This window comes from Salinicola sp. NYA28a (assembly GCF_976982775.1).
Genome location: NZ_OZ334582.1, coordinates 3,551,008 through 3,575,924 on the forward strand (window position 1 = coordinate 3,551,008; position 24,917 = coordinate 3,575,924).

A 24,917-nucleotide genomic window follows, 5' to 3' on the forward strand; every position below is an offset into this window, starting at 1 on the left:
AAGCCCAATGACAGGAAAGCCTCGACAGGAGACATCTGATGACGATAGCCAGTGACAGCGGTCAAGGAGACCCGACGCTGGTGCTCATGCACTTCTTCGGCAGTTCCCATCACGAGTGGGAGGCGGTAGTGCCGCTGCTCGACGATCGATACCGGGTCGTCACGCTGGACATGCCGGGCTTCGGCCGCGCCAGCGAAGTGACCGGGTTCGACGTCGCCTCGATGACACGGCACGTCGAGCAGTGCATCGATGCCGCCGCGCTCGACGACGTGATCCTGGTCGGTCACTCGTTCTCCGGGCGCATCGCGATGACCGTCGCCGCCAATCGTCCGGCATGGCTACGTGCGCTGATCCTGATCGCGCCGTCGCCGCCGGGGCCGCAGTCGATCGGCGAGGAGGAGCATCGGTCCCAGCTGGAGTTCGACTTCAGCGAAGCCCTGGCGCGCCAGTTCATCGACGGCGCCAGCGAGGTGTCACTCGCGCCGACGCTCTACCAACAGGCAGTGGAAGATGCCATCAACGCCAACCCGGCCGCGTGGCGCGCCTGGCCGACGACGACCTATGCCGAGGACTGGCGCGAAACCGTCGGCAAGCTGCCCTACCCGGCCTGGGTGCTGGTCGGCGACCGGGACCCGTCGCTGCCGCCCGACACTCAGCGCGAGGAAGTGATGCCGCATCTTCCGCAAGGCAAGCTGGAGGTCTTTCCCGGCTATGGTCACCTGCTTCCCATGGAGATGCCGGAAACCCTGGCCGAGCAGCTCAACGCGATTGCCGCCCAGATGACGAAGAACCGCTGACGAGCGACTGACCATAGGCGGCCAGAAACAGCCGCCATCCGCCATTTCACTCGCCTAGCCAGGCCGGCATCGCGGCGGCAAGCCGGCCGTCGACGGCAGCAGTCACGCATATCGAAAGCCCGGCGAATCTCACCTGCCGCCCCACCAGCCCCGGCGCATAGTGAGCGTACTTGGCGGAGTTGGTCAGAATCGCGCGGGCAGACGGCGGGACGATCGGCGCCTGGAGCATGCACCAGCAGGTATCGGTCATGATTCGGCTACCGAAGGCTTCCAGCGTCGCCAGATGGCCGGCGCGCCGGGCCTGCCCTGCCACGTGCCGGCTGGTCGTGACGATCAACTCGACGTCATCGTGCTTGCGCCGACCACGGCACAGCGAGGCCAGCGTCGCAAACTCCTCCAGCGAAAAGTGCGGATTCCCCAGCGCGATCAGATCGACGCGTTCGCCCCGCTCGCCATTGAGCTCCAGCCAGCCACGGCGCAGATCCGCCAGCGTCGGCGCCCAGCTCGCCTCGGGTGGCACGCCCCCCAGCGCTGACTGGCTATCCACGGCCTCCGGGGTGACACCCGCGACATGAAACAGGCCCGCCGATGCCGTGGTGGCGAAGGCCGCCCCGAACGCCTTGAGCGCCGACGGCGCCTCGCCACTCGAGATGTCCAGCCCACAGATGACCGGCACCCGATCGCCGGCATAGGCGCCGATCACGTAGCCCAGCAGCGGATACAGCGACTCATCCGCTGCCGGCAAGGGCGGCAGATCCACGCGGAGTCGAGCCCACCGATTCGTCTCCAGATAGTAGCCTGAAGAGGGCGCGCGGCCGGTCAGCGCAATGCAGATATCCAGCAGATCCGGTGTCTTGTTGGTCCGGGCGCCCAGCACGCTGTTGGCATAGACCACCGCGTTGGACTCCGCCCAGGCGATCGGTTCGTCCAGCTGCGGCGGGCCGTCGAGCAGATAGGGCGCGCAGGTGTAGGTCGGTTGCGCCCCCAGCGCCACGTAGGCATCGGCCAGGCGGCTGGCGGGAACGCCGAGGGCATCGGGAACGCCGTCCGCCTCCCAGCGGCGGCGATCCACCGAGATCGCGTTGAGCGTGGTGGGTACGCGTACCCGGCCGCCCCACGCGGCCAGTCGTTCCGCGAAGGCCAGTCCCGCGGGGCCGGTGTAGATGCAGCCATCGACATGTACCCGAGTCACGTCGAGCAGTCCGAGCGCGCCCTGCAGACGCGCCATGCGCAACACGATGCGCATGGCGGCCTGGGCCGCCGGGCCGTCCTCGCCGTCGAGACAGCGCCGATCCGCCGGCGTGAGCGCGAACCCGTCGTTGGCGGCAATCGCCGGGGCCGGCTCGTGCCCGAGCTCCCCGCCGGCCGTCACGCTGGCCAGGCCCGCCAGTCGCGGGCCGCTCAGTACCAGCCGCCTGCCCCGATGGAGCGTGACGAGATGCGCCGCCTGCGCCATGGCGAAACGCGCGTCGTCCAGCACCACGATCGGCACCGCCAGCGACAAGACTTCCTCGGCGACGATGGCGCCCAGGGCGATGATATCATCGACCCGGTTGAGCACGATCACCGCCGGCGCCTGCCCGGCATGGATGGCCTCCAGCAGCACCACGCTGCCGGTGCACGCTCCCCGCCCGTGGGGAATGACCAGCGCCCGGCCGGCGATGCCTTCCCCGCACAGCGGGTGGTGGCGATCAATGATTTCGCCTCGGTCCGGGTCCACGCCGCCCCACAGGCTGAGCGGCGTCGAACTGGCCAGTACCACCCCGCTGCCCTCGCCCTCGACCAGACATTCAGTGGCGGAAAGATAGAACGACAACGACTCGAGATGGCGCCTCATGACGAACGGGCCCGAGAATGCGACGCCGAACCCGACAATCTCGGCAGCGCCTTCGCAACGATAGACATCGCAGATATCATCCAGCAACGCGGAACATCACCTCAAACTATGGGGCAGCCCTGGCGTCGTCCAGCGGTTTGCCCGATTCGATCGAGATTTTCCCGTCCAGCGTGCCTCAGGCTCGAATTCTGCCCACCACGACCGAATGCGCTAAGATGCTCCCATTCGCTCTTCCCAGGGTTATCAGGATTCACGATTCGCCCATGACCTACCGCGTCGCCATCAACGGCTACGGCCGCATCGGCCAGAGCGTGCTGCGTGCGCTGATCGAACGCCCCGACCTGCCGCTGGAAATCGTTGCCATCAACGAGCTTTCCGATCTCGAGACGATCGCCTACCTGACTCGCTACGACACGACTCATGGACGCTTTCCCGGTCATGTCGAAGCACACGATGACTGTCTGATCATCAACGGCCGCACCATTCGCGTACTCAACGCTGCCGAACCAGAAGCGCTGCCGTGGGACGAGCTCGGGATCGACCTGCTGCTGGAGTGCTCCGGCAGCTTCAAGGATCGCGCCACTGCCGAGCGCCATCTCCAGGCCGGCGCGGCGCGGCTGCTGTTCTCCCAACCGGCGGAGGCCGACGTCGACGCCACGGTGGTCTATGGCGTCAACCATGCAGCGATCGCTCCCGACATGCGTATCGTCTCGGCGGCCTCGTGTACCACCAACTGCCTGATACCGATCCTCGACGTGCTGGAAGCCAGCTTCGGCGTATCGCACGGCGTCACTACCACCATCCATTCGGCGATGAACGACCAGCCGGTGATCGACGCCTATCACAACAGCGACCTGCGCCTGACACGATCGGCCATGCACTCGATCATTCCGGTGGATTCCGGCCTGGCCCGGGGCATCGGCCGGTTGATGCCGCATCTGGCGGATCGTTTCGAATGTCTTCACGTGCGGGTGCCGACCATCAACGTCTCGGCCATGGACATGGCGATCTCGCTCGAGCGCGAGACCGACGCCGCTGCCGTCAACGCCTGCCTGGCCGCCGCGAGTCGCGAACGCTACCCGGGGCTGCTCGGCATGACCTACGAACCGATGGCCTCGGTCGACTTCAACCACGATCCGCGCTCGGGTATCGTGGATGCCACCCAGACCCGCGTGGCCGGCGGCCGCCTGCTCAAGCTGTTGTGCTGGTTCGACAACGAGTGGGGCTTCGCCAACCGGATGCTCGACGTCGCCCGCCACTGGCTCGAACTGCCATCTTCCATTGCCGAACCCGCCACCTCCTCGGGAGAGGGTATTTAAGAAACAGGCGAACGAAGACGAGACAAGGCGAAACCGGATGAAACAGCGGAGTTTACGAGCAGTAAATGAGCATGTTGACCGGGCTCGCGCACGAGGAGGGTTTCAACGCCGTATCGGCGAGTACAGCCCTTTATTAAACACCCTCTAAGGAAAGGATTTCATGACCGTACTCAAGATGACCGACCTGGATCTCTCCGGTAAACGCGTACTGATCCGCGAAGATCTCAACGTGCCCGTCAAGGACGGCAAGGTCACCAGCGATGCACGCATCCGCGCCAGCCTGCCGACCATCAAGGCCGCGCTCGACGCCGGCGCCAGCGTCATGCTGATGAGCCACCTGGGGCGGCCCACCGAAGGCGAGCCGGCGGACGAATTTTCGCTGGCGCCGGTGGCCGAGCATCTCGCCGACCTGCTCGGCAAACCGGTACGCCTGGAAAAGGACTACCTCGACGGCAACGTCGAGATCGCCGCCGGTGAAGTCGTGCTGCTCGAGAACGTGCGCTACAACCCCGGCGAGAAGAAGGACGACGAAGCGCTCGCCAAGGCGTATGCCGCGCTTTGCGATGTCTACGTGATGGACGCCTTCGGTACCGCCCACCGCGCCCAGGCCTCCACCCATGGCGTGATCCGGTTCGCACCGCAGTCCTGCGCCGGCCCGCTGCTGGCCAACGAGCTCGACGCGCTGGAAAAGGCGCTCAGCGCGCCCAGGCGTCCGATGGCCGCCATTGTCGGCGGCTCCAAGGTCTCGACCAAGCTCGACGTGCTCTATTCGCTGTCGGAAAAGTGCGATCAGCTGATCGTCGGCGGCGGTATCGCCAACACCTTCATCGCCGCGGCCGGCTACGGCGTGGGCAAATCGCTCTATGAGGCGGATCTGGTCGACAAGGCCAAGGAGCTGATGGCCAAGGTCGAGATCCCGCTGCCCACCGATGTCATCGTTGCCACCGAGTTTTCCGAATCCGCCGAAGCGACGATCAAGCCGGTCGATCAGGTCAGCAACGACGAGATGATCCTGGATATCGGCCCGGAGACCGCCAGGCATCTCGCCAGCCTGCTGGAAAACGCCGGCACCATCCTCTGGAACGGCCCGGTCGGCGTGTTCGAGATCGACCAGTTCGGCAAGGGCACCGAAGTCCTGTCGAAGGCGATTGCCGCAAGCCAGGCGTTCTCCATTGCCGGCGGCGGCGACACCCTCGCCGCGATCGACAAGTACGGTATCGCCGATCAGGTCTCCTACATCTCCACCGGCGGCGGCGCCTTCCTGGAGTATGTCGAAGGCAAGACCCTGCCCGCCGTGGCAGCACTGGAGAAAGTCGCGCAGGAAAAGGCCTCGAGCTGACTTCCCATCCACGACAGACAAGGAGTTAGCGTGCCAAGGAAGGCGATGCCGTTCTCTCTCGACATCGCCAGCCGTGTCTCTCCGGCACGGCTGGCAGCGCTGGGCATTCTGCTGGCCGGCGGGCTCTGGGGTGTCTACTGGTATCCCATTCGTCGCATCGAGGCGCTTCAACTCGGCGGCGTCTGGGGATCGCTGATCATCGCCGCCACGGCGTGCGTGGTGCTCTCCCCCTGGGCGCTGGTCCAGCGTCGCCGGCTCGCCCGTTCGTCCGCGCTGGGGCTCGCCTCGGTCACGTTGGGCGGGGCGGCGTTCATGCTCTACTCCATCGGCCTGGTTCATGGCCAGGTCGCCGTGGTCATTCTGCTGTTCTATCTGACCCCGGTCTGGAGCACGCTGATCGAACGGCTATGGTGGCGCTGGCCGCTGACCGGCCGACGCATGACCGTCATCCTCGTGGGGCTGATCGGCCTGGGGCTGGTGCTCGGCGCCAACGGCTCCCCGCTGCCGCATGGCATCGGTGACTGGCTGGGGCTGGCGTCGGGATTGCTGTGGGCGGTCGCTTCCAGCGGCATGCGCTCGCACAACACCCTCGGCCCCGGAGAAGGCAGCTTCCTGTTCGCGGTCGGCGCCCTGGTCGCCGCCGTGCTGCTGGCGCCCTTTCTCTCTCCCTGGCCCGGCTTGCCGCCGCTGGAAACCGGATGGCGCGTAGCGGGCTGGATCCTCGCCGCGGCGGTTCTGTGGTGGTCGGCATCGCTGGCTCTCATCGTCTGGGCAGCCGGCCATCTTCCTCCGGCCCGGCTGGGTATCCTGATGATGAGCGAAGTGCTCGTCGGCGTCTTCTCGGCGGCACTGTTCGCCAACGAGTCGCTGACCTGGCTACAAGGGCTGGGCGCAGCGCTGGTGATTACCGCCGCGATTCTGGAAGTGATACCGGCGAGAGCAGACGCCTGAACGCCTGCGCTGCGGGTCGTCCAGCAACGAAAAAGCCGGCTACATGAGCCGGCTTTCATCATTCGTGGCGGAGAGGGAGGGATTTGAACCCTCGATACCCGCGAAGGTATGCCGCATTTCGAGTGCGGTGCATTCGACCACTCTGCCACCTCTCCTTGGCGAGACTCGCGACGAGCCAGTTGCCCACGCTCATAGCGTCGATACCGGCTCACGATCGTCCCGCGGCGGAAAAAATAACAGAAAAGAATCGAAACGTTAACTTCGCGACCTAAATATTCCCGCTTTCCAGCGACTGCCGGCTCAATCCGCCGCCTGCGTCTCGTCCTGGCCGCTTGCCGACAGCGCACGCTTCACGAGGCCCTCCCGCTTCATGCGGGCGAGGAAGTCCTCGACATAGCGCGTGACCGTATCCGACGCCTGCGCCTTGGGTATCGCCATGCACTGCTCGATCGCGGTGAAGCGCCAAGCAGCACATAGCAACGCTACTCAATGTGCCTGATTCATGTCATGCACAGCCCGTTCGATGATTTCGGGCGCCACGCCACGCGCCTTCAACGCCTCGACCAGCCGCTGCACGCCGTCATCGAGATACTGCGCCTCGTCACGGCGCAGCCCTTCACTGACATACGCTTTCAGCAACGTCTGGTAGCCCTGGAAACCTTTCAGCGGGGCGATCGCCTTGAGCGACGCCACCACATCGGCCGGCATTCGCAGGGTCACCGTCGTCATGGGGCGGTCCTTGGCCAAGCGCTTCTTCAGTGTGTCATTGAGCATAGATCGCCTCCTCTTTTCGTGTGGCCCGGCGCGCCGAAATGATGCGCAGTCCATTGTCCTGAATCTCGATATGCACCACGAACAGCAGCCGCGTGTGGATGTCGAAGCCGATCACGGCATCACGGGGCTGGTCGTTGCGTGAAGCATCCTGTACTACCAGTAAAGGATCGTCGAATACCGTCGCAGCTTCTTCGAAACTCACACCGTGCTTGGCCAAGTTGGCGCTGGCCTTGACCGCATTCCAGACGAATGTCGTGCCACGATGTTGAAACCGGATATCCATACGCCTCCTTGTAAATACATTGTATTTACGCACTCATGGCAAGGCAAGCCTTCGATTGAGTGAACATGCAGAGCAAAACTCGTATTTCATGCATGCACTGTGAGGCGAACCTGAGCATTCACAAGCGGCCGTTTCCTTCCTGATACACCCATCGGTCGAACGACGACGGCCCCGCCAGAGCGGGGCCGTCGAAGCAGCACGTCATTCGATTGATCTCGATCGCGGTATCAGGAAGGCTTAGCCGCCGGCATGAACCGGGCCTTCAACTTACCCGCGAACAGCGGAACCAGTACCACCAGCGCAGCAGCAATCCACAGCCCGATCGACAGGCCCGACTGGAACAGGATGGCGACATCGCCACCGCTGATCGACAGCGCCCGGCGCAGGTTCTCTTCCATCAGTCCACCCAGTACGAAGCCGAGCACCACCGGCGCCAGCGAGAAGCCGAACTTGCGCAGCAGATAGCCGAACACGCCGATGACCAGCATCAGGTAGATCGCCATCAGGTCGGAGTGCAGCTGATAGACGCCGACGAAGGCGAGAATCGCCACGCTCGGCACCAGCAGCCAGCGCGGCACCTGCAGCACGCGGGCGAATACGCCGGCCAGCGGCAGGTTCAACAGCAGCAGCATGACGTTGCCGATGTAGAGCGAGGCGATCAGGCCGCCCACGACCACCGGCTGCTCGCGAAACATCATCGGGCCGGGGTTGATGTTGTAGAGCATCAGCGCACCGAGCAGGATCGCCGTGGTGCCGGAACCGGGGATGCCCAGCGTCAGCATCGGCACGAAAGAACCCGCGGCTGAGGCATTGTTGGCAGCCTCCGGCGCGGCCAGGCCGCGCATGTTGCCGGTGCCGAAGCTGTTGTCATGATCGCTGATGCGCTTTTCGGTGGTGTAGGCCACGGCGCTGGCGACCGAAGCGCCGGTGCCCGGCAATACCCCGATGATGAAGCCGATCACGCTGGAGCGCAGGATCGCCCACTTGCAGTACAGCACTTCGCTCATCTTGACCATGACACGGCCGATCGGCGCCATCTCGCCTTCCTGGTCGTGGCGGAAGGCGTGCTCGAGCATCAGCAGGATCTCGCTGACCGCAAACAGGCCGATGATCATCACCACGAAATCGATGCCGTCGTAGAGTTCGGGCATATCGAAGGTGAAGCGCAGCACGCCGGTGCCGGAGTCGACGCCGACGGTAGAGATCAGCACGCCCAGCACGGCGCCGATCAATGTCTTGAGCGGATCCTTGCCCATCATCGCGGACATCGAGGCGAAGGCGAAAATCATCAGCGCGAAGAATTCGGCGGGGCCGAACTTGACGGCGACGATCGCCAGCAGCGGCGCGAACAGCGTCAATCCGACGATGGCGACGGTGGCGCCGATGAACGAACTGACCGCCGACAGGCCCAGGGCCGGCCCGGCGAGGCCCTTCTTGGCCAGCGGGTGGCCATCCAGCGTGGTCATGACCGCGCCGGCGTCACCGGGCACGTTGAGCAGAATGCTCGACATGCGGCCGCCGTATTCGGAACCCGTGTAGATGCCGGCCAGAAGAATCAGCGCGGACTCCGCCGGCAGCCCCAGCGTGTACGCCAGCGGCATCAGGATGGCGATACCGTTGATCGGCCCGATGCCCGGCAAGGCACCGAACAGCGTACCGAGCAGCGCACCCAGGAAGGCCAGCCCCAGGTTGAGCGGGGTCAGGGCGACACCGAAGCCCTGGATCAGAAAATCGAACATTCAGTTGCTCCCCAGCAGCGGCTCGATCCAGCTACCGGTCGGCAGCGAGATCCCCAATCCGTAGGTGAATAGCAGATAGCTGCCGAGCGCCAGCAGCAATCCGCCGATGATCGCTTTCATCGGCGTGGCGCCGAACAGCCAGGCGATGACGATGCTGACCAGAGCGGTCGTCACCAGGTAACCCAGATTGATGAACAGCGCCGCATAGATGGCGAGCACGGCCATGGTGATGACCAGGCGCAGCAGCAACGCGCCGCTCGGCCATTCACCGCTGGCGCCGGGACGGATGAAAAGCACGATCGCCAGAACCGCCAGCAGCGCCGACAGCAACAGCGGGAATGCCTTCGGCCCGACCGGGTCGTAGCTGAACGGCACCTGTAGCTGCCAGGCCTGGACGGCGATGAACGCCGCCAGACCGAGCAACAGCAGACTCAGGATTCGGTCGGCGGCGAGTTTCATTGGGTCAGACCCACTTCCTTGGCGAGTTGCTCGAAGTCGTTGACCTGCTGCTTCACGTACTGATGGAAGTCGTCACCGAACCTGGACATCGGGAACAGCCCGCGACCTTCGCGCAGCTCCTTGAAACTCTCGGTGTCGTTCAGCTCACGCAGGCGATCGGCCCACTGCTGATAGGCTTCGTCGCTGACGTTCGGCCCCATGTAGTAACCGCGCCAGATCGGCCATTCGACGTCGTAGCCCTGCTCCTTGGCGGTGGGGATATCCGCGTAGGGGCCGCCCATACGCTCTTCGGAGAGCGCCGCCAGAATGCGGATCTCGCCGCTGTCGAGCTGCGGTTTCAGCTCGGCCAGGTCGCCAGTGAACACCTGGATGTGCTCGCCCAGCAGAGCGGCCAGCGCTTCACCGCCGCCCTCGAAGGAGACGTAGCGCAGCTTGCGCGGATCGACGTCGTCGGCCTTGGCCATCAACGCCGCTTTCATCCAGTCCTGGCTGCCGATGGTGCCGCCGGCACCGATCACCACGCCGGACGGGTTCTGCTTCAGCGCTTTCATCAGCTCATCGAGGTTGTTCCACGGCGCATCCTTGCGGACCACGATCGCGCCGTAGTCGACACCCAGCGCACCCAGCCAGCGAACATCGTCGACCTTGTGCTCGAGACCGAACTTGCCCAGCGCCAGGTTGAGCGCAGCGCCGGTGCTGGCGGCCACGATCAGGTTGGGATCGTCGTCGCGCACGCCGGTGACATGGTTATAAGCCACGGCGCCGATACCGCCCGGCATGTAGCTGACCATCATCGGCTCGTCGATCAGCTTGGCGTCCTGCAGGCCGTTGGCCGCCAGACGACAGGTCAGGTCGTAACCGCCACCCGGCTTGGCTGGTGCGATACACTCGGGCGGCTTGGCCTGGGCCTGAACGGCGCCGGCCAGCAGCGCGCCGCCGGTCACGGCGGCAACCAGCCAGCGAGAGAGGAATCGAGAGTTGGGCATGCTGTGCGTCTCCTACCTGGGTTGTTATGCTCGCAAAATCTCGTGGCGGGCACCGGACTCGGGCCGGTTTTGCCTACCGACGGCGCGATGCTAGAGCGCTAACCTTTCATCAACCTGTCATCTAAGCCTTTGTCGTATAGGACATTAGTCGCACAAGACATTAGTCGTAAAAGACAGGGTTAGCAGATGACCTCGAGAAACCGCCATGCACCTGCTCGTGATCGAAGACGACCCGCTGCTGTCACGCTCGCTGAGCCAGGCAATGACTCGCCACGGTTACACTGTCGATGCGCTATCACGCGTCGACGACGCCATTCAGGCGCTGCGCCAGGGCCGCTTCGATCTGGTCCTGCTCGATCTCGGTCTGCCCGATGGCAGCGGTCTCGGCGTGCTCGAATGGTTACGCGCCCACGCCGACCCCACGCCGGTGATGATACTGACGGCGCGGGATGCGCTGGAGGATCGCGTGCGAGGTCTGGACCTCGGCGCCGACGATTATCTCGCCAAGCCGTTCTCGATCACCGAGCTGGAAGCGCGGGTTCGCGCCCTGCTGCGTCGCAGCCAGCAGCGGCTGGATAACAGCGTTCGCTTCGGCGGTTTGAAACTGGACACACGATCCGCCGGTGCCTGGCTGAACGGGACCTCGCTGGATCTGCCACGCCGGGAATTCAGCCTGCTGGAGGCGCTGATGCTCAACGCCGGCCGTATCGTGCAGCGCGAGGCGCTGGAAAATCGGCTGTTCGGCTTCGAGGCGGTCGGCGCCAACGCGCTCGATGTCTATGTCAGCCGGCTGCGCAAGCGCCTGGCGGGCTCCGGCCTGTCGATTCGCACGCTGCGCGGTCTGGGCTATCGACTGGAAGAGACAGCGGACAAACGTGAGACTGGCGCACCGAAGGAACACCCCGAGTGATATCGCCGCAGACATCGCTCAAGCGGCGCCTGGCACTATGGCTCATCGTCATCGTCGCCGGGTTGGGAACGTTGCTGCTGATCGAAGCCTACACCAGCGCGCGCAAGGCTGCCGATCGAGCGATGGACGGCCAACTGGAAGCTGCCAGCCTGACCATTGCCGAATCGCTGCAGTGGCCGGAAGGCAAGCCGACCCTGGAAATGCCCGCCTCGGCGCTGCAGATCCTCGCCACCCGCTGGCAGGAACGGGTGTTCTACTGGCTGCAGGCGGAAAACGGCCGCACCATCACCCAGAATGCCAACCTGCCGATCACCGCCGCGATGCAGGCCGAGGCCAGACGCCAGCCGGTCTATCTCGACGCCGTTTTTGATGGCCAGCCGATTCGTCTCAGCGGTCGCGAGGTGGATTCCGCCGGCTGGGACACCCAGGAGCCGGTGCAGCTGTGGGTGGGCCATACCCGTCACGGTCGCGACCTGCTGGCGCAGGAACTGTTCCGCAAGAGTGCCACCCGCTTTGCCGCAATGGTGCTGATCACTGCCGCGCTGGTAGCGATCGCCATGCATACCATGCTGGCGCCGCTGCGTCGTCTGCGCCAGGCACTTCGCGGCCGGCGCGCCGACGACATCAGCCCGTTGACGCTTGGCGTCCCCCAGGAAATGCACGAACTGATCGAAACGCTTAACCGCCTGTTTGCCGATCAGCGTCATCATCGCGATGCACTGCTGCGTTTCATCGCCGATGCCTCGCATCAGCTCAAGACCCCGCTGGCCGGGCTGCAGAGCACCAGCGAGCTGGCGTTGGCCCGCCGGGATCCCGATGCCTGGTATCAAGCGTTGACCACGGTTCACGACAGCGCCGAGCGTACCAGCCGCCTCGCCGGGCAGATGCTGAGTCTCACTCGTCTGCAGCACCTGGGGCCGGGCCACGAGCGTCAGCCGCTGGCGCTGGATCGACTGATGCGCGAGGTCGCCACCGACTGGGCCGATCGCCAGGGCAACCGCGAGCACGATCTCGGCCTGGTCATCGACATGCCCACGCCGGTATGGATCGAAGGGGAAAGCTGGGCACTGCACGAACTGCTCAACAACCTGATCGACAATGCCTGCCGCTACACGCCGCCCGGCAGCGAAATCACGCTGGGACTCGCCCACGACGATGGCGACGACGAGCAGGTCACGCTCACCCTCGAAGATAACGGCCCCGGCGTCGATGCCGAGTCGCTCGGCCGGCTGACCCAGCCGTTCGAACGCGGCCGGCGCCAGGATACGTGTGGCTCCGGGCTGGGGCTCGCCATTGCCGAATCCATCGCCGTGCGCCATGGCGGCCAGCTAGCGGTCTCCAACCGGCAGCCGCGAGGACTCCGGGTCACCCTGACGCTGGCCCGCTGTCGGCCACCCGAGGAGAGCAGGACATGAAACGACGCCTGCAGGTGATGCTCGGCTTTGCTCTGTGGCTGATTCTTGTCGGCACTGGCACCGCCCGAGCCGGCGAAAAGCTGATCATCGAAGCCGCGCTGGATCGCCCCATCGTCGAGCCGGTACTCGACGCCTTCGCTGCCGAGAACCCGCAGATCGATCTCGACTATCGCGATCGCTCGACACTGGAGGTAGACCAGCGCGCCCGGGATCGCGACTCGCCGCCGGACGTGGTCATCAGCTCGGCCATGCCGTGGCAACTGGCGCTCAGCAACGAAGGCATGGCCCAGCCCCTCGACGCGCCGGAAGTCGACCAGTGGCCGGCGTGGGCGAAATGGCGCAACGAAGTCTTCGGCTTCACATTCGAGCCGGTGGTGATGGCCTATCGCCTCGAACTGGCCTCGCACATGCCGCCACCAGAAACCCACCGCGACCTGCTCGACCTGCTGACCCACTATCGTCACTGGCTCGACGGCCGCGTGGTCAGCTATTCGCCGCGCGACAGCGGGGTCGGCTACACCCTGCTTCAACAGGACGCCCGCTACACGCCGCGAATGTGGGATCTGATCGCCGCCATGGGCGCCGCCGACGTGCAGCTCGAAACCACCACCCAGCGCATGCTGGAAGGCTTGAGCGACGGCCGCTACTGGCTCGGCTACAACCTGCTGGGTTCCTATGCGATGCTCTGGGCGCAGACCCACCCCGACATCATCGTCCAGGTTCCCAACGACTACTCGCTGGTGCTGATGCGAATGGCGTTCGTCCACCGTGACGCACCGCACCCCGCGGCGGCCAAGCGTTTCGTCAGCTTTCTGCTGAGCCGGCGCGGCCAGCACATCCTGGCCGGCCAGACACCGCTGTTCAGCGTGCGCGATGATGTCATCGGCCCCTACACCGCCCAGCGGCTGCGCGATCAGGTCGGCGACCATCTCTACCCGATCCCGATCAATGCCACGCTGCTGGCGTTCGTCGATCCGCTGCGCCGCCAGGCGTTCCTGCGCCGCTGGTATCGCGAAATCCGGATTCTTTCAGAATGAGGGATGTCGGAATGGGCGATACCGATATGGCGACGGCTCCCGAATTGCCCCTGTGCCCGTCGTCGCAATGCCGTAAGATACGGCGCCGCCACATCGATGCAGTGCCCGAAGCACGCACCTCGATGTACAGATACCGATGACCGAGAATCCCCAATGAGCGTAGATGCGACGACCATTGCCCCTGCCCAGTCGACAAGCCAGGCCAAACGCGCCGCCATCGGCAGCTTCGTCGGTGCCGTCGTCGACTGGTACGACTTTCTGCTTTACGGCATCGTTGCCGCGCTGGTCTTCAATTCGCAGTTCTTCCCCAACGTCAGCCCCGCCGCCGGCACGCTGGCCGCGCTGGCCACCTTTGGCGTCGGCTTCCTGTTTCGCCCGCTGGGCGGCCTGGTCTTTGGCCACTTCGGCGATCGCCTAGGACGCAAGCGCATGCTGATCCTGACCGTGATCCTCATGGGTGGCGCGACGGCACTGATCGGGCTGCTGCCGACCTACGCCCAGATCGGCGTGTGGGCACCGATTCTGCTGGTTACGCTGCGTGCGATCCAGGGTTTCGCGGTGGGCGGCGAATGGGGCGGTGCGGCGCTGATGGCGGTGGAGAGCGCACCGCCTGGCCGTCGCGCGTTCTACTCCAGCGGCGTGCAGGTGGGCTACGGCGTGGGCCTGATCCTGGCCACCGGTAGCGTCTCGCTGCTCAGCTACGGATTGAGCGACGCCGATTTCACGGCCTGGGGCTGGCGCCTGCCGTTTCTGTTCAGCGTGGTGCTGGTACTGGTTGCGCTGAAGATCCGCTCGAGCCTCGAAGAGTCGCCGGAATTCGTCGAAGCGGTCGAGCGAAACGACCAGAAGCCTGCCAGACCGCCGATCCTCGAAGCGCTCAAACGCCACCCCGGCGCCTTCGTGACGATCATCGCCATGCGCCTGGCCGAGCTGTTCACGATGTATATCGTGACCACCTTCGCGCTGAGCTACTCCACCGGCTATCTCGATCTATCGCGGGACCTGTTTCTGCATATCGGTCTGCTGGTCGGCGCGATCAGCTGCGTCACCATCCCGTTGTTCGCGTTCCTGGCCGACACGCTGGGACGTCGGCGTGTCTACATCACCGGAGCCATCGTCGGCGTGCTGGCCGCCTTCCCGTTCTTCATGGCTCTGCAGGCGGGTTCGATCCTGTGGATCGTGATCTTCGCCGTGGCACTGGCCAATCTCGCCCACGACATGGTGGTCAGCGTGCAGCAGCCGATCTTCGCCGAGCTGTTCGGCGCCGCCTATCGTTACAGCGGCGCCGGGGTCGGCTATCAGGTCGCCAGCGTGATCGGCGGCGGCTTCACCCCGTTCATCGCCGCCGCCCTGGTCGACCTCTACGACGGCAGCTGGGTACCGGTGGCGATCTATCTGGCCGCCGGCTGTCTGGTTTCTGCCGTAGCTGTTGCTGGAATTGACGGCCGTCAATCAGGTCCAGGCGCTCAAGGCGGGGAGAATCGATATCGGTTTCGGCCGTATACGTCTGGACGATCCCGATATCGCGCAGAAGGTACTGTTCGATGAGCCAACCGTCGCTGCATTGCCGGCACATCATCCCTTGGTGGGTACCATCCCGACACTGGCTCAGTTAGCCGAGTATCCTAATGATCATCTATCCGGCATCGCCTCGTCCAAGCTATGCCGATGCCGTGTTCAGCCTGTTCAGACTCAGAGGTTTGAAAGTCAAGGTCATTCAGGAAACCAACGAACTATAGACCGCAATCGGTCTGGTCGCCTCGGATCTTGGTTTCAGTCTGGTGCCGGAGCAGGTCATGCGCATGCAGCGTGACGAAGTTACCTATGTACGGCTGGCGGAGCGCAACATCACCTCACCGATCATCTGCAGCCGTCGTCGTGAACCTGTGACACCGGCGATGCAAATGACCAACGATATATTGCGGGAGCTGGTAGAAAATCGAGTGAAGGGGCGTTATCCATGACGTGAGACACGCCGTAATGTTTAAAACATCCTCGTATTGACATCCGTCCAGATTAGCTGGCGATACCGACACTGCAGGACATTCTTATCCCCGCCCGGGCTGATCACAGCCACGATATCGGCTCCTGAGCGGCATCACGCGCTCGCCGCTCGAGCCACCGCTGATAGCGCAGAACGGGCCATTTCATCAGGCGACACATCGACTCAGCCTTTGTAATCCATGCGCTACGACAAGGTTTCACAGGGCAGCCTCGCCTATCCATAAAATGTCTCATGCCAGCCGCGTGCCGTCTGCTAGTAAGGGCGGCCGAACAATAAAGGGATGACAGTGGCACATTCCAAGTGCGCCACCATATCCAATATCCGCTTTCAGAATTTCGAAACCGGAAGTGCGATCGATACCCTATTCGCTGACGTCCTGATCTTCGACATCATCACGCCCTGCCCAGTGCCTCAAGAGTGCCGCGACGAAGCGTGCCGGGGCTTCGATAGAGGGCACATGCGCCACGCCTTCGAAGATCTCGAGCGGCGCCTGATCGCACTCCTGCGCCAATGCTTCGAGCGTGGCCGGCGGCGTGGCCGCATCCTCGAGACCACCGAGCAAGAGGATCGATACACGCTTGCCATGCAGGCGTCCTGTGAACGTGTCTCGCCCCAGCATCTCGCACAGCCGGGCGTAGGACTCGGCATCGCCGCGTCCCATCTGAACGCACCATCCGTCCTGCAGCGCCGGTTCGGCTTCGATCCGGGCTGGCGCAAACCAGCGAGGCACGATCTCCCCCGTCATGGCTGCGAGCCCTTCGGTACGCACGCGGCCGGCTCGGGTATTCCACAATTCGGCGTTCCCGATCACCGCCCCGGTGTTGGTCAACGTGGCGGTCAGCAGACGTTCGCCATGCGCGGCGATCAGCTGCTGGCCTATCACCCCACCGATCGAGGTGCCGACGAAGTGGAAGCGTTCGGCACCGGCGATATCGGCCAGCGCCAGCGCTTCAGCGGCCAGATCGGCCGGCGTTATCGCGCCGCCCTCCGGCGGCCAGGCCTGACTAGCCCCGTGTCCCGGCAGATCCCAGGTGAGCACACGATAATGCGGCAGCAGTTGCGATAATATCTCGTCCCACACTGCCTGTGTCATTCCGAGCGGGTGAGCGAGAACGACCAGCGGGTTGGCCTCGGCACCCAGCAATCGGTAGGCAACGGTACGCTTTTCAATGTTGGCAAAAGGCATTGTCACGTTCCTCGAGAAGTCAGTGTGTGCGGTCAGGCAAAAGGGCTCTACATTTGCCGAAGGCAAACACAATAGCGGTTAGCATTACAGCCAGCACGAATGCGCTGGGCAGATAGCGTTGGACAATGCGTACGGAAAATTGGGTGACCGCTTCCATCGTAAATACCTTATTCGTGCAGTCTTTCGACGTCGATCACACCCGTTCGATGACAGTGGCGATCCCTTGTCCAACGCCAATGCACATGGTGCAAAGCGCGAAGCGTTGATTATTACGGACCAGCTCATTGGCCGCAGAAGCGACGATACGCGCCCCGGACATGCCCAACGGGTGCCCCAGCGCGATGGCGCCACCGTTGGGGTTGAGCCTCGGGTCATCATCGGCAATACCGAGTTCGCGGGCGCAGGCGAGCACCTGAGCGGCGAATGCCTCGTTGAGTTCGATCACGTCCATCTGCTCGAGCGTCATGCCGAGCTTGCCGAGCAACTTGCGCGTTGCCGGCACAGGACCGATTCCCATGATCCGGGGCTCGACACCGGCCGTGGCCATACCGTGAATGCGCGCGACAGGTTCCAGACCGAACCGCTCGACGGCTGCCTGGCTGGCGACGAACATCGCCGCTGCGCCGTCGTTGACGCCGGAAGCGTTGCCGGCTGTCACGGTGCCGTTTTCGCGGAACGGCGCCGGCAACCTGGCCAGTTTCTCCAGCGTGGTGTCCGGGCGCGGATGCTCATCGGTATCGAAGATCAGCGGTTCCTGCTTACGCCGAGGTATCTCGATCGGCACGATGCCATCGCTGAGCCTTCCGCTCTCCTGGGCAACCTTGGTCAGTTGCTGCGAACGGTAGGCGTAGCGGTCCTGATCCTCGCGCGAAATGCCGAACTGCTCGGCGACGTTCTCGGCGGTTTCCGGCATCGAGTGGGTGCCGTAGCGCTTCTCCATCAGAGGATTGACGAAACGCCAGCCGATCGTGGTGTCCTCCATCTTCTGACTGCGCGAATAGGGTGACTGCGCCTTGCCGATGACATAGGGCGCCCGCGACATCGACTCGACGCCGCCGGTCAGGATCAGGTCGGCTTCGCCAGCCCGGATCGCCCGCGCCGCCGTGCCGATGGCATCCATGCTCGAGCCGCACAACCGATTGATGGTCGAGCCGGGCACGGAAGTCGGCAGGCCCGCCAGCAACGCCGCCATACGGGCCACACTGCGGTTGTCTTCTCCGGCCTGGTTGGCACAGCCCAGAATCACGTCATCGATCGCCTCTGGATCCACCTGCGGATGCTGGGCCAGGACGGCCTCGAACAGGCGCGCGGCGAGGTCATCGGGACGCACACTGGCGAGCGCGCCACCAAAGCGGCCCACCGGCGAACGCAACGGCCGACATAGAAAGACGTCGTTCATGCCTTGCTCCCTCTGTCAGATTGATCGGCGGCCTGACCACCCGTGTGATGGCGATCGGTCCGCGCCTTGAGCTCGCGCAGAATCGTCAATTCGTTATCATCCGGCTCCGGGGTCGACTCGAGAGACTCGGCGAACCGGATTTCCCAGCCGGTCGCCTCCTGCACCTGCTCGCGGGTGACGCCGGGATGCAGCGAGACCACCACCAGTTCCTTGGTCTCGGCATCCGGCTTCATCACACATAGATCGGTAATGACACGAGTCGGACCGCGGCCAATGTTGGGCACGCCGTCACGCGCCGCCCCGTCACGCCCGAACCCGACCGTGGTGACAAAATCCACCGCCTCGACGAAGGTGCGCGTCGAGTGTTTTACGGTGATGAATACCTCGCGGGCGTTGGTCGCGATCTCCGGCGCTCCGCCACCGCCCGGCAAGCGCACCTTGGGCTCGCGGTAATCGCCGATCAGGGTAGTGTTGAGATTGCAGTAACGGTCGATCTGCGCCGTGCCGAGAAAGCCGACATCGACATGGCCGCCCTGCAGCCAGTAGCGGAACATCTCCGGCACCGAGACCGTGGTCAGCGCGGTCTCGCACAGCTCGCCATCACCAATTGAAAGCGGCAATACGTCCGGCTTGGTCTGCAAAGTGCCGGACTCGTAGATCAGCACGACTTCCGGTGCGTGGGTCAGGCGAGCGAGATTGGCCGCCTCACTGGGCAGGCCGATGCCCACGAAACAGGTAGAGCCGTTGCTCAGCGCTCGGGACGCGGTCACGGTCATCATCTCGGCAGCGGTATAACGGTCACTCATGTGTCGTCTCCCTGAGTGAAGACATTGTCTTGAAGCCACGCATCGAAAGCGTCGCGGTCACGGGCGATGGCATCCCAAGCTTTGTAGAAGGCGTTGTCGCGGGGGTAGTAACCATGGGCATAGGATGGATAGGCCCCGTGCTTGGTCACCGAGATAGCATCGATCGCCCAGGCCGGAATCACGCAGGCGTTGGGACCCGCGGCGAGATCATCGACGACCTCTTCGACCGTGACAATGCTACGACCGGCTGCCAGCACGACTTCCTTCTGCACACCGACAATTCCTTCGACCAGCACGTTGCCTCGTCGATCGGCGCGCTGAGCGTGGACGATGCCCACGTCAGGCCGGATCGACGGCACCGCCGCCAGACGCTCCCCGCTGAACGGACATTCGATGAACTTGATCTGTGAATTGACCTTGGGCAGATCGCTACCGACATAACCACGCAACACCGCCAGGGGCAGCCCAGCAGCGCCAGCTTCGAAGGCGCAGGCCATGGCAGCGTGACTATGCTCGAAGATCTCGACTGGATAGGGATAGCCCTTCTCGACCGCATCGCGCAGCCGATGTAACGAACCGACACCAGGATTCCCACCCCAAGAAAAAATCAGGCGCTTGGCGCAACCGGCACCGATCATCTGGTCATAGAGCAGATCCGGCGTCATGCGGATCAGCGTGAGATCACGCTTCCTCTGGCGAATCACCTCGTGGCCAGCGGCAAAGGGAATCAGATGGGTAAACCCTTCCATGGCAAGGGTCGCGCCATCTTCGACATAACGCGCGACGGCATTGTGCAGAGAAAGAAATTCAGCCATGTAAGTTCGACTCTCGACAATGTTCGCAAAGCGAACATGGGTTTGTGATACGAACAACACTATCGCTTTGACATCGGTTGGTCAAACGAAGAGAGTGATTAGCAGCTCCTCATCAAACAATCAGAGGAAACAAAAATCATTAAAAAAACAATAGCTTAACTAAGATCATTAAATTATCAGCTGTTATCTCAAACGGATAAATTACGACCAAGGTATAAAGGCGTGACGTGGTTTTAGCATCCCGAATCACTAGTGTCATGGCATACAGTCAGTGAAGAAAGATGCCGGCACTAATGTAAGTCCCATTACCCATCCTTTGACAAACAGGCTTATCAGCGAGAGCATCTATTTAAGATCAGAAAGAGGTAAGGTCAGGCCCATTCAGGCCGATCCACAGCTGCTCGCCTGCCGATGTCCGAATGATGGGATCTCAATATCATATTCGTATGCGGTGCCGCCGCCCTGTCGAGTAGCTGCGTCATTCGCGCCACGTCAACATCGGGAAATCGAGGCAGCGACGACAGACGCAGCCCTGAAAACAACTGCCTGAAGATCGTCAGGTTGGGCATCCAATGATGCCTATGATAAGCAGATAATTTTTGATATTTATGGCAACTGTATGCGACAGCACCGGTATCGCGTCCCAGATCGATACGCTACAAACTCTTGTCGGTGCTTTCTCGTTACGGGTCCTATTCCATTTATACGGTTGCCAACGGGGTCACAGGTGAACCAATGGCTCCCGGTAGGCGCAGCGGTGGTGCCGTTAGCAAGAACCGGTTTCGCTCGCGGTTATGCAGCCACTCCGCTAAGTCTTTCAGATACCACAGTTCTGCCAGCGGCAAGCCTAGCTTGAAAAGACAGTGATGATGTAATGGAAGTTTGGAACAACAATTCGGTTCCAGTTCGCGATCCAAATCTTCCACCGCATAGTTATCTGCACAGATCGCCGCGATGCCGCTCTCGGTGATCCACTTCAGCAGGTCCGAATCGCTGCCATCGAGTACCGCCCCAGTATTTTTCAGCACGTCAGGCTGCGGCATGCCCTGCATATCCAATAACGTTTCGGCGAACCCAGTTCGCAATACCAGCATATCGCCGCGCTCCACTACCACACCCAATTGCTCCAGCGCCCCCATCAAATTCCTGTGCCCTACCACTGTTCTGGCCGTGCCGAAGACCTGTACCAGGTCCACCAACACAGCCCGCCCCTGCATACCATGCACTGCCAGCGTCTCGATCCCCAGACGCTCGGCATAGGAGCCGTGCCGCTGGTTCAATGCCCCGCTCAGATTGAGCACATCCTGCTCTGCCAAGTAGCCATTGTAATAGCGGCGCTCCGGCGTGCCATCGTCATCTCCATCGAACAGAGCCCCCACATGGGCAAGGGAGTCCCACTGAGTAGAGTACTGCAGAGACAACTGGACTTGGTCATCACTGATAACGTCACAAAGCGTGGGGCTTTGAGTGGCCAGGGGAAAGTTTATATATTGGTCGTCACCTAGAGCCGTCGGAGTCAGCTTTGGCGGCGAGCGACGGGGGTTTAGCACACTGCCTCCGGGGATATCCAAGGGTAACGACAAGCAAAATGTCACTCCCTCTTGCACTTCCTTGATGCCTTTGAGCACTTGCTCAGGCCCGATCAGGTTGACCCGCCCCAGTTGATCTTCAGGGCCGAACTCGCCCCAATTACTACCTTCGGGACGCTTCATCCAGCGCGGCTGGTTCATGGTTCGCCTCCACTTGAGTGTTGAGTAGCTATTTCAATAATGCGTTGCAGGCTTTTCCGCTCCTGAGCCTGGTGTCGCGCACGCGATTCATCGGTCCAGTAGTAGAAGCCTCGCCCCGCCTTGGCTCCCAAGCGCCCTTGGGCAACATGCTCTTCGAGGAGAGCCGCAGGCTCCTGACGTGCATCAAGATCTGGATAGAGGTAACGAGCGATATTCAGATGGGTATCCAGCCCATTGAGATCGCGTTGACATAACGGGCCGTTGAGCGCCATGCGTATGCCAATAGAGTATTGCACGATATCGTCTAGCGCTGCGGTCTCCACCACCCCTTTCTCCAACAAGGAGAGGCATTCGCGCATCACCGCGTGCTGGATCCGGTTGGCAACAAAACCGGGCACGCAAGTGTTCAACACGGCAGGCCGTTTACCCAGCCGCCTCAGCCAACGGCAAGTCTGCTCTACGACCGGCACCTCGGTATGACTGCCGGGGACCACTTCCACGACAGGAACGATGTCCGCCGGGTTAAAGAAGTGCGTTCCCACGAACCGCTGCGGAATATGCATGGCGCTGCTGATATCGTCGATCGGAATACCTGAAGTATTGGTCATGATGACGGTGGATTCAGCTACACCGTCCTCAATTTGTGCCAATACCTTCTGCTTGACCGTCACATTCTCGGTCACGCTCTCGATCACGAAATCGGGGCTCTTCTTCACCTTCAATTCCGTGGTGAAGCTAACAGCGGCAGCATTCGCACCCATGCGCAAACGGCTAGTTTCCAAAACTTGCGGATTGGTATCTACCACGGTGACTTTGACGCCATGCACCGCCATAAGTTTGGCCAAGGTAGCCCCCATCGTACCGGCTCCCACTACGACGGCTTGCAAAGAATCTTCCTGCATCAGCTTTCCTTCCTTTCGTTCGTTCTAGACAACACTTTTACCGAAACTAGACAAACGTCGTATTGAATAAAAACATTCGCGGGTTAACCATCTGGCCACCAAACGAACTAAAGTACGCATAACGTACATAATAGACAATGACATGCATGCCGACAATGAGGCCGCTTCCTATGAATGCGCTGGCAAATTTCTTCACCCGGCTCGTTAACCGCTACATGCCCGACCCCCTAGTCATCGCCATCCTCCTGACCGTCCTCACAATGCTTCTGGCGGTGCTCTTGCAGGATACTAGCCCATTGAATGCAGTACGCTATTGGGGCGATGGCTTCTGGGACTTGCTGGCTTTCAGCATGCAGATGACGGTCATCCTTCTGGCGGGCTACATTCTGGCCAAGACGCCATTGGTGGATGGCGCCCTCAATCGCCTCGCCGCGCGCGTCAAAACACCGTTCATGGCTATTGTCGTTGCTACCCTGGTGGGCGGCATCGGCAGCTGGTTGAATTGGGGTTTTGGACTGGTAATCGGCGGCATCGTTGCCCAGAAGCTGGCGCTCAACGTGAAAGGGTTGCATTACCCGCTGGTGATCGCCGCTGCATACTCGGGTTTCGCCCTTTACGGCATCGGCCTGTCCGGAAGTGTGCCACTTCTGATCGCCACCGAAGGACATTTCCTCGAGGACGCAATCGGACTAATCCCGTTGAGCGAAACTATCTTCTCGCCCATTCTCTTGATCACCAGCGCTCTCATTCTGCTTACCTTGCCCTTCTTTAATGCTTGGCTGCATCCCAAGCAGGAAAAAGACATCGTTGAAATCGACCCAAGTACCGTCGCCAAGCCCTCCGCAGCTCCTCTTGTCGGAGGCGACAAGATCACCATTGCCGAGCGCCTGAATCGTAGCAAAGTGGTGGGTATCGGCATCGGCCTGCTAGGCATGCTGTATATCGCGTTATACATTTTTGATGGTGGCTCGCTGAATCTCAATACCGTCAACTTTTCCTTCCTGTTCCTGGGTATCTTGCTGTTTGCCTCGCCGGCCAACTACTTGGCCGCATTGGCGGACGGGATTCGCATCGTCTCGGGGATTGTCGTCCAATACCCTTTCTATGCCGGGATCATGGGGATTCTGGTGGGGTCGGGCCTAGTGGTTTCATTCGCCACTATCTTCGTTGATATCTCCAGCGCGCAAACCCTTCCTCTCTGGTCATTCATCAGCGGCGCCATCATCAACCTGCTGGCACCGTCCGGTGGCGGCCAGTGGGCGGTTCAGGGCCCGGTCATGGTGCAAGCCGCAACGGAAATCGGGGCTTCCCAGGCAGCCACGGCACTAGCGGTACAGGTCGGTGACCAGTGGAGCAACATGATCCAGCCGTTCTGGATCCTCCCGGTACTGGCCATCTCCGGCTTGAAGTTGCGCGATGTGATGGGCTACATGGTGTTGATTCTGATCTATCTGGGAATCATCTACGCCAGCGCCATGCTGATCTGGGGTTACCTCGGCGCCTGACAAAGTTTACCAACAGAGATTTGCACATGCCTTTTCTGATCGAAACCTTCGACAAGCCCGACCGCCACGCCCTGCGCTTGGAGGTACGCCAAGATCATTTGGATTATCTGGATGCCAACGTGAATATCTTGCTGGCTTGTGGCGCCAAGCTTTCCGATGATGGCAAGACGGCTTCCGGCGGCATCTACCTAGTCGATCTAGACAACCGCGAAGAGGCTGAACGCTTCATCGAGGCCGATCCATTCCATCAGGCGGCGTTATTCACCGAGGTCAAGATCGTGCGCTGGCGGCAAGCCTACCTGAATCGGAAGAACACTCTGTAGCGCAAGTACAGTCTCGTAGCGCAAATACAATGGGGAAATCGCAATGTTGTTTCATGTAGAAATGGCGGTGAAGCTGCCGCCGGACATGCCGACCGAGCAAGCGGCTGACATCAAGGCGAAAGAGAAAGCCTACTCGCAGGAGCTACAACGGCAGGGCAAATGGCGTCATCTTTGGCGGATCGCCGGTAGCTACGCCAACGTCAGTATCTTTGACGTCACTGACAATGCCGAACTTCAGGATCTCATCAGTGGCTTACCCCTGTTTCCCTACATGGATATTCAGGTGAAGCCACTATGTCGTCATCCTTCCTCTATTCACGAGGACGATTCCTAAGAGTCCTACCAATTGCCTCGTCGTGTTTATCGAAGAGCGATTGCCCACCATAGATATGTTCAACCG

At 62.0% G+C, this 24,917-nt stretch carries 26 protein-coding genes and 1 tRNA gene; 13 read left to right on the forward strand and 14 right to left on the reverse strand.

Features of this window, described 5'->3' with window-relative positions; all coding sequences use genetic code 11:
* Positions 1-38: 38 nt before the first annotated feature.
* Positions 39-797, forward strand: a complete 759-nt coding sequence (locus tag ACWHY3_RS15990) for an alpha/beta fold hydrolase (RefSeq protein ID WP_448126950.1) — start codon at positions 39-41, stop codon at positions 795-797.
* A gap of 46 nt (positions 798-843) precedes the next feature.
* On the opposite strand, the gene lhpI is transcribed toward ACWHY3_RS15990, so the two are convergent.
* A complete protein-coding gene (gene lhpI, locus ACWHY3_RS15995; protein ID WP_448126951.1) occupies positions 844-2,721 on the reverse strand; it encodes a cis-3-hydroxy-L-proline dehydratase in 1,878 nt (625 codons plus the stop codon).
* A gap of 176 nt (positions 2,722-2,897) precedes the next feature.
* Here lhpI and ACWHY3_RS16000 point away from each other — a divergent pair, with 176 nt between their 5' ends.
* From ACWHY3_RS16000 to ACWHY3_RS16010, 3 genes are all read left to right on the forward strand, one after another.
* Complete coding sequence (locus tag ACWHY3_RS16000) at positions 2,898-3,953, forward strand: type I glyceraldehyde-3-phosphate dehydrogenase (RefSeq protein WP_448126952.1); 1,056 nt, start codon at positions 2,898-2,900, stop codon at positions 3,951-3,953.
* 160 nt (positions 3,954-4,113) lie between these two features.
* Positions 4,114-5,292: a phosphoglycerate kinase gene (locus ACWHY3_RS16005; RefSeq protein WP_448126953.1), complete on the forward strand. Its 1,179-nt coding sequence runs from the start codon at positions 4,114-4,116 to the stop codon at positions 5,290-5,292.
* A gap of 30 nt (positions 5,293-5,322) precedes the next feature.
* Entirely contained in the window at positions 5,323-6,243 is a 921-nt protein-coding gene (locus ACWHY3_RS16010; protein WP_448126954.1) for a DMT family transporter, read from the forward strand.
* A 65-nt stretch (positions 6,244-6,308) separates the two neighbouring features.
* On the opposite strand, the gene ACWHY3_RS16015 is transcribed toward ACWHY3_RS16010, so the two are convergent.
* The 7 genes from ACWHY3_RS16015 to ACWHY3_RS16045 form a co-directional block, all read right to left on the reverse strand.
* Positions 6,309-6,398 (reverse strand) — tRNA-Ser (locus ACWHY3_RS16015).
* Between the two features lie 145 nt (positions 6,399-6,543).
* On the reverse strand, positions 6,544-6,681 hold the full coding sequence (locus ACWHY3_RS16020) for a hypothetical protein (protein WP_448126955.1): 138 nt from the start codon (positions 6,679-6,681) through the stop codon (positions 6,544-6,546).
* 48 nt (positions 6,682-6,729) lie between these two features.
* Positions 6,730-7,017, reverse strand: coding sequence for a hypothetical protein (locus tag ACWHY3_RS16025; RefSeq protein WP_448126956.1), 288 nt, complete (start codon positions 7,015-7,017; stop codon positions 6,730-6,732).
* On the reverse strand, positions 7,007-7,300 hold the full coding sequence (locus tag ACWHY3_RS16030; protein ID WP_448126957.1) for a BrnT family toxin: 294 nt from the start codon (positions 7,298-7,300) through the stop codon (positions 7,007-7,009). The genes ACWHY3_RS16025 and ACWHY3_RS16030 overlap by 11 nt, the downstream gene beginning before the upstream one ends.
* A gap of 227 nt (positions 7,301-7,527) precedes the next feature.
* Positions 7,528-9,039 carry a tripartite tricarboxylate transporter permease gene (locus ACWHY3_RS16035; RefSeq protein WP_448126958.1) on the reverse strand — a complete coding sequence of 504 codons (1,512 nt, stop codon included), beginning with the start codon at positions 9,037-9,039 and terminating at the stop codon, positions 7,528-7,530.
* A complete protein-coding gene (locus ACWHY3_RS16040) occupies positions 9,040-9,498 on the reverse strand; it encodes a tripartite tricarboxylate transporter TctB family protein (protein ID WP_448126959.1) in 459 nt (152 codons plus the stop codon). It abuts the gene before it with no gap.
* Positions 9,495-10,484 (reverse strand): Bug family tripartite tricarboxylate transporter substrate binding protein, encoded by a 990-nt coding sequence (locus ACWHY3_RS16045; RefSeq protein WP_448126960.1) that lies wholly within the window; start codon positions 10,482-10,484, stop codon positions 9,495-9,497. The genes ACWHY3_RS16040 and ACWHY3_RS16045 overlap by 4 nt, the downstream gene beginning before the upstream one ends.
* A gap of 205 nt (positions 10,485-10,689) precedes the next feature.
* On the opposite strand from ACWHY3_RS16045, the gene ACWHY3_RS16050 reads away from it, so the two are divergent.
* The 6 genes from ACWHY3_RS16050 to ACWHY3_RS16075 all read left to right on the forward strand — a co-directional run bounded on the left by ACWHY3_RS16050 (position 10,690) and on the right by ACWHY3_RS16075 (position 15,810).
* On the forward strand, positions 10,690-11,394 hold the full coding sequence (locus ACWHY3_RS16050) for a response regulator (protein WP_448126961.1): 705 nt from the start codon (positions 10,690-10,692) through the stop codon (positions 11,392-11,394).
* Entirely contained in the window at positions 11,391-12,809 is a 1,419-nt protein-coding gene (locus tag ACWHY3_RS16055; RefSeq protein ID WP_448126962.1) for a sensor histidine kinase, read from the forward strand. Before ACWHY3_RS16050 ends, ACWHY3_RS16055 begins: the two co-directional genes overlap by 4 nt.
* A complete protein-coding gene (locus ACWHY3_RS16060; protein ID WP_448126963.1) occupies positions 12,806-13,846 on the forward strand; it encodes an ABC transporter substrate-binding protein in 1,041 nt (346 codons plus the stop codon). Before ACWHY3_RS16055 ends, ACWHY3_RS16060 begins: the two co-directional genes overlap by 4 nt.
* 153 nt (positions 13,847-13,999) lie before the next feature.
* Positions 14,000-15,394: a shikimate transporter gene (gene shiA, locus ACWHY3_RS16065; RefSeq protein ID WP_448126964.1), complete on the forward strand. Its 1,395-nt coding sequence runs from the start codon at positions 14,000-14,002 to the stop codon at positions 15,392-15,394.
* The gene (locus ACWHY3_RS16070; protein ID WP_448128171.1) at positions 15,285-15,659 is read left to right on the forward strand and encodes a LysR substrate-binding domain-containing protein; all 375 of its coding nucleotides are present in this window, start codon (positions 15,285-15,287) and stop codon (positions 15,657-15,659) included. Before shiA ends, ACWHY3_RS16070 begins: the two co-directional genes overlap by 110 nt.
* Positions 15,643-15,810, forward strand: a complete 168-nt coding sequence (locus tag ACWHY3_RS16075; RefSeq protein WP_448126965.1) for a hypothetical protein — start codon at positions 15,643-15,645, stop codon at positions 15,808-15,810. Before ACWHY3_RS16070 ends, ACWHY3_RS16075 begins: the two co-directional genes overlap by 17 nt.
* 402 nt (positions 15,811-16,212) lie before the next feature.
* Here the strand turns inward: ACWHY3_RS16075 and ACWHY3_RS16080 are convergent, their stop codons facing one another.
* The 6 genes from ACWHY3_RS16080 to ACWHY3_RS16105 all read right to left on the reverse strand — a co-directional run bounded on the left by ACWHY3_RS16080 (position 16,213) and on the right by ACWHY3_RS16105 (position 22,689).
* Positions 16,213-17,037 (reverse strand): alpha/beta fold hydrolase, encoded by an 825-nt coding sequence (locus ACWHY3_RS16080; protein WP_087720164.1) that lies wholly within the window; start codon positions 17,035-17,037, stop codon positions 16,213-16,215.
* Between the two features lie 193 nt (positions 17,038-17,230).
* On the reverse strand, positions 17,231-18,436 hold the full coding sequence (pcaF, locus tag ACWHY3_RS16085) for a 3-oxoadipyl-CoA thiolase (protein WP_087720163.1): 1,206 nt from the start codon (positions 18,434-18,436) through the stop codon (positions 17,231-17,233).
* Positions 18,433-19,242, reverse strand: a complete 810-nt coding sequence (locus tag ACWHY3_RS16090) for a CoA-transferase subunit beta (protein WP_448126966.1) — start codon at positions 19,240-19,242, stop codon at positions 18,433-18,435. The genes pcaF and ACWHY3_RS16090 overlap by 4 nt, the downstream gene beginning before the upstream one ends.
* Entirely contained in the window at positions 19,239-20,057 is an 819-nt protein-coding gene (locus ACWHY3_RS16095) for a CoA transferase subunit A (protein ID WP_448126967.1), read from the reverse strand. Before ACWHY3_RS16095 ends, ACWHY3_RS16090 begins: the two co-directional genes overlap by 4 nt.
* A 701-nt stretch (positions 20,058-20,758) precedes the next feature.
* Entirely contained in the window at positions 20,759-21,787 is a 1,029-nt protein-coding gene (locus tag ACWHY3_RS16100; protein WP_448126968.1) for a cyclase family protein, read from the reverse strand.
* Entirely contained in the window at positions 21,784-22,689 is a 906-nt protein-coding gene (locus ACWHY3_RS16105; protein ID WP_448126969.1) for a 3-hydroxyacyl-CoA dehydrogenase NAD-binding domain-containing protein, read from the reverse strand. Before ACWHY3_RS16105 ends, ACWHY3_RS16100 begins: the two co-directional genes overlap by 4 nt.
* A 170-nt stretch (positions 22,690-22,859) precedes the next feature.
* Here ACWHY3_RS16105 and ACWHY3_RS16110 point away from each other — a divergent pair, with 170 nt between their 5' ends.
* Genes ACWHY3_RS16110 through catC form a run of 3 tightly spaced genes read left to right on the forward strand, consistent with a single transcriptional unit; the run spans position 22,860 to position 24,851 of the window.
* Positions 22,860-24,194 (forward strand): short-chain fatty acid transporter, encoded by a 1,335-nt coding sequence (locus tag ACWHY3_RS16110; protein ID WP_448126970.1) that lies wholly within the window; start codon positions 22,860-22,862, stop codon positions 24,192-24,194.
* Positions 24,195-24,220: 26 nt separating this feature from the next.
* Positions 24,221-24,517: a YciI family protein gene (locus ACWHY3_RS16115; protein ID WP_448126971.1), complete on the forward strand. Its 297-nt coding sequence runs from the start codon at positions 24,221-24,223 to the stop codon at positions 24,515-24,517.
* Between the two features lie 43 nt (positions 24,518-24,560).
* Positions 24,561-24,851 carry a muconolactone Delta-isomerase gene (gene catC / locus ACWHY3_RS16120; RefSeq protein ID WP_448126972.1) on the forward strand — a complete coding sequence of 97 codons (291 nt, stop codon included), beginning with the start codon at positions 24,561-24,563 and terminating at the stop codon, positions 24,849-24,851.
* Positions 24,852-24,917: the final 66 nt, after the last annotated feature.

Coding starts and splice junctions, on each gene's coding strand:
- ACWHY3_RS15990 (WP_448126950.1), top strand. CDS start 39: ATGACGATAGCCAGTGACAGCGGTCAAGGAGACCCGACGCTGGTGCTC.
- ACWHY3_RS16000 (WP_448126952.1), top strand. CDS start 2,898: ATGACCTACCGCGTCGCCATCAACGGCTACGGCCGCATCGGCCAGAGC.
- ACWHY3_RS16005 (WP_448126953.1), top strand. CDS start 4,114: ATGACCGTACTCAAGATGACCGACCTGGATCTCTCCGGTAAACGCGTA.
- ACWHY3_RS16020 (WP_448126955.1), bottom strand. CDS start 6,681: ATGGCGATACCCAAGGCGCAGGCGTCGGATACGGTCACGCGCTATGTC.
- ACWHY3_RS16025 (WP_448126956.1), bottom strand. CDS start 7,017: ATGCTCAATGACACACTGAAGAAGCGCTTGGCCAAGGACCGCCCCATG.
- ACWHY3_RS16030 (WP_448126957.1), bottom strand. CDS start 7,300: ATGGATATCCGGTTTCAACATCGTGGCACGACATTCGTCTGGAATGCG.
- ACWHY3_RS16035 (WP_448126958.1), bottom strand. CDS start 9,039: ATGTTCGATTTTCTGATCCAGGGCTTCGGTGTCGCCCTGACCCCGCTC.
- ACWHY3_RS16040 (WP_448126959.1), bottom strand. CDS start 9,498: ATGAAACTCGCCGCCGACCGAATCCTGAGTCTGCTGTTGCTCGGTCTG.
- ACWHY3_RS16045 (WP_448126960.1), bottom strand. CDS start 10,484: ATGCCCAACTCTCGATTCCTCTCTCGCTGGCTGGTTGCCGCCGTGACC.
- ACWHY3_RS16050 (WP_448126961.1), top strand. CDS start 10,690: ATGCACCTGCTCGTGATCGAAGACGACCCGCTGCTGTCACGCTCGCTG.
- ACWHY3_RS16060 (WP_448126963.1), top strand. CDS start 12,806: ATGAAACGACGCCTGCAGGTGATGCTCGGCTTTGCTCTGTGGCTGATT.
- shiA (WP_448126964.1), top strand. CDS start 14,000: ATGAGCGTAGATGCGACGACCATTGCCCCTGCCCAGTCGACAAGCCAG.
- ACWHY3_RS16075 (WP_448126965.1), top strand. CDS start 15,643: ATGCGCATGCAGCGTGACGAAGTTACCTATGTACGGCTGGCGGAGCGC.
- ACWHY3_RS16080 (WP_087720164.1), bottom strand. CDS start 17,037: ATGCCTTTTGCCAACATTGAAAAGCGTACCGTTGCCTACCGATTGCTG.
- pcaF (WP_087720163.1), bottom strand. CDS start 18,436: ATGAACGACGTCTTTCTATGTCGGCCGTTGCGTTCGCCGGTGGGCCGC.
- ACWHY3_RS16090 (WP_448126966.1), bottom strand. CDS start 19,242: ATGAGTGACCGTTATACCGCTGCCGAGATGATGACCGTGACCGCGTCC.
- ACWHY3_RS16095 (WP_448126967.1), bottom strand. CDS start 20,057: ATGGCTGAATTTCTTTCTCTGCACAATGCCGTCGCGCGTTATGTCGAA.
- ACWHY3_RS16100 (WP_448126968.1), bottom strand. CDS start 21,787: ATGAACCAGCCGCGCTGGATGAAGCGTCCCGAAGGTAGTAATTGGGGC.
- ACWHY3_RS16105 (WP_448126969.1), bottom strand. CDS start 22,689: ATGCAGGAAGATTCTTTGCAAGCCGTCGTAGTGGGAGCCGGTACGATG.
- ACWHY3_RS16110 (WP_448126970.1), top strand. CDS start 22,860: ATGAATGCGCTGGCAAATTTCTTCACCCGGCTCGTTAACCGCTACATG.
- ACWHY3_RS16115 (WP_448126971.1), top strand. CDS start 24,221: ATGCCTTTTCTGATCGAAACCTTCGACAAGCCCGACCGCCACGCCCTG.
- catC (WP_448126972.1), top strand. CDS start 24,561: ATGTTGTTTCATGTAGAAATGGCGGTGAAGCTGCCGCCGGACATGCCG.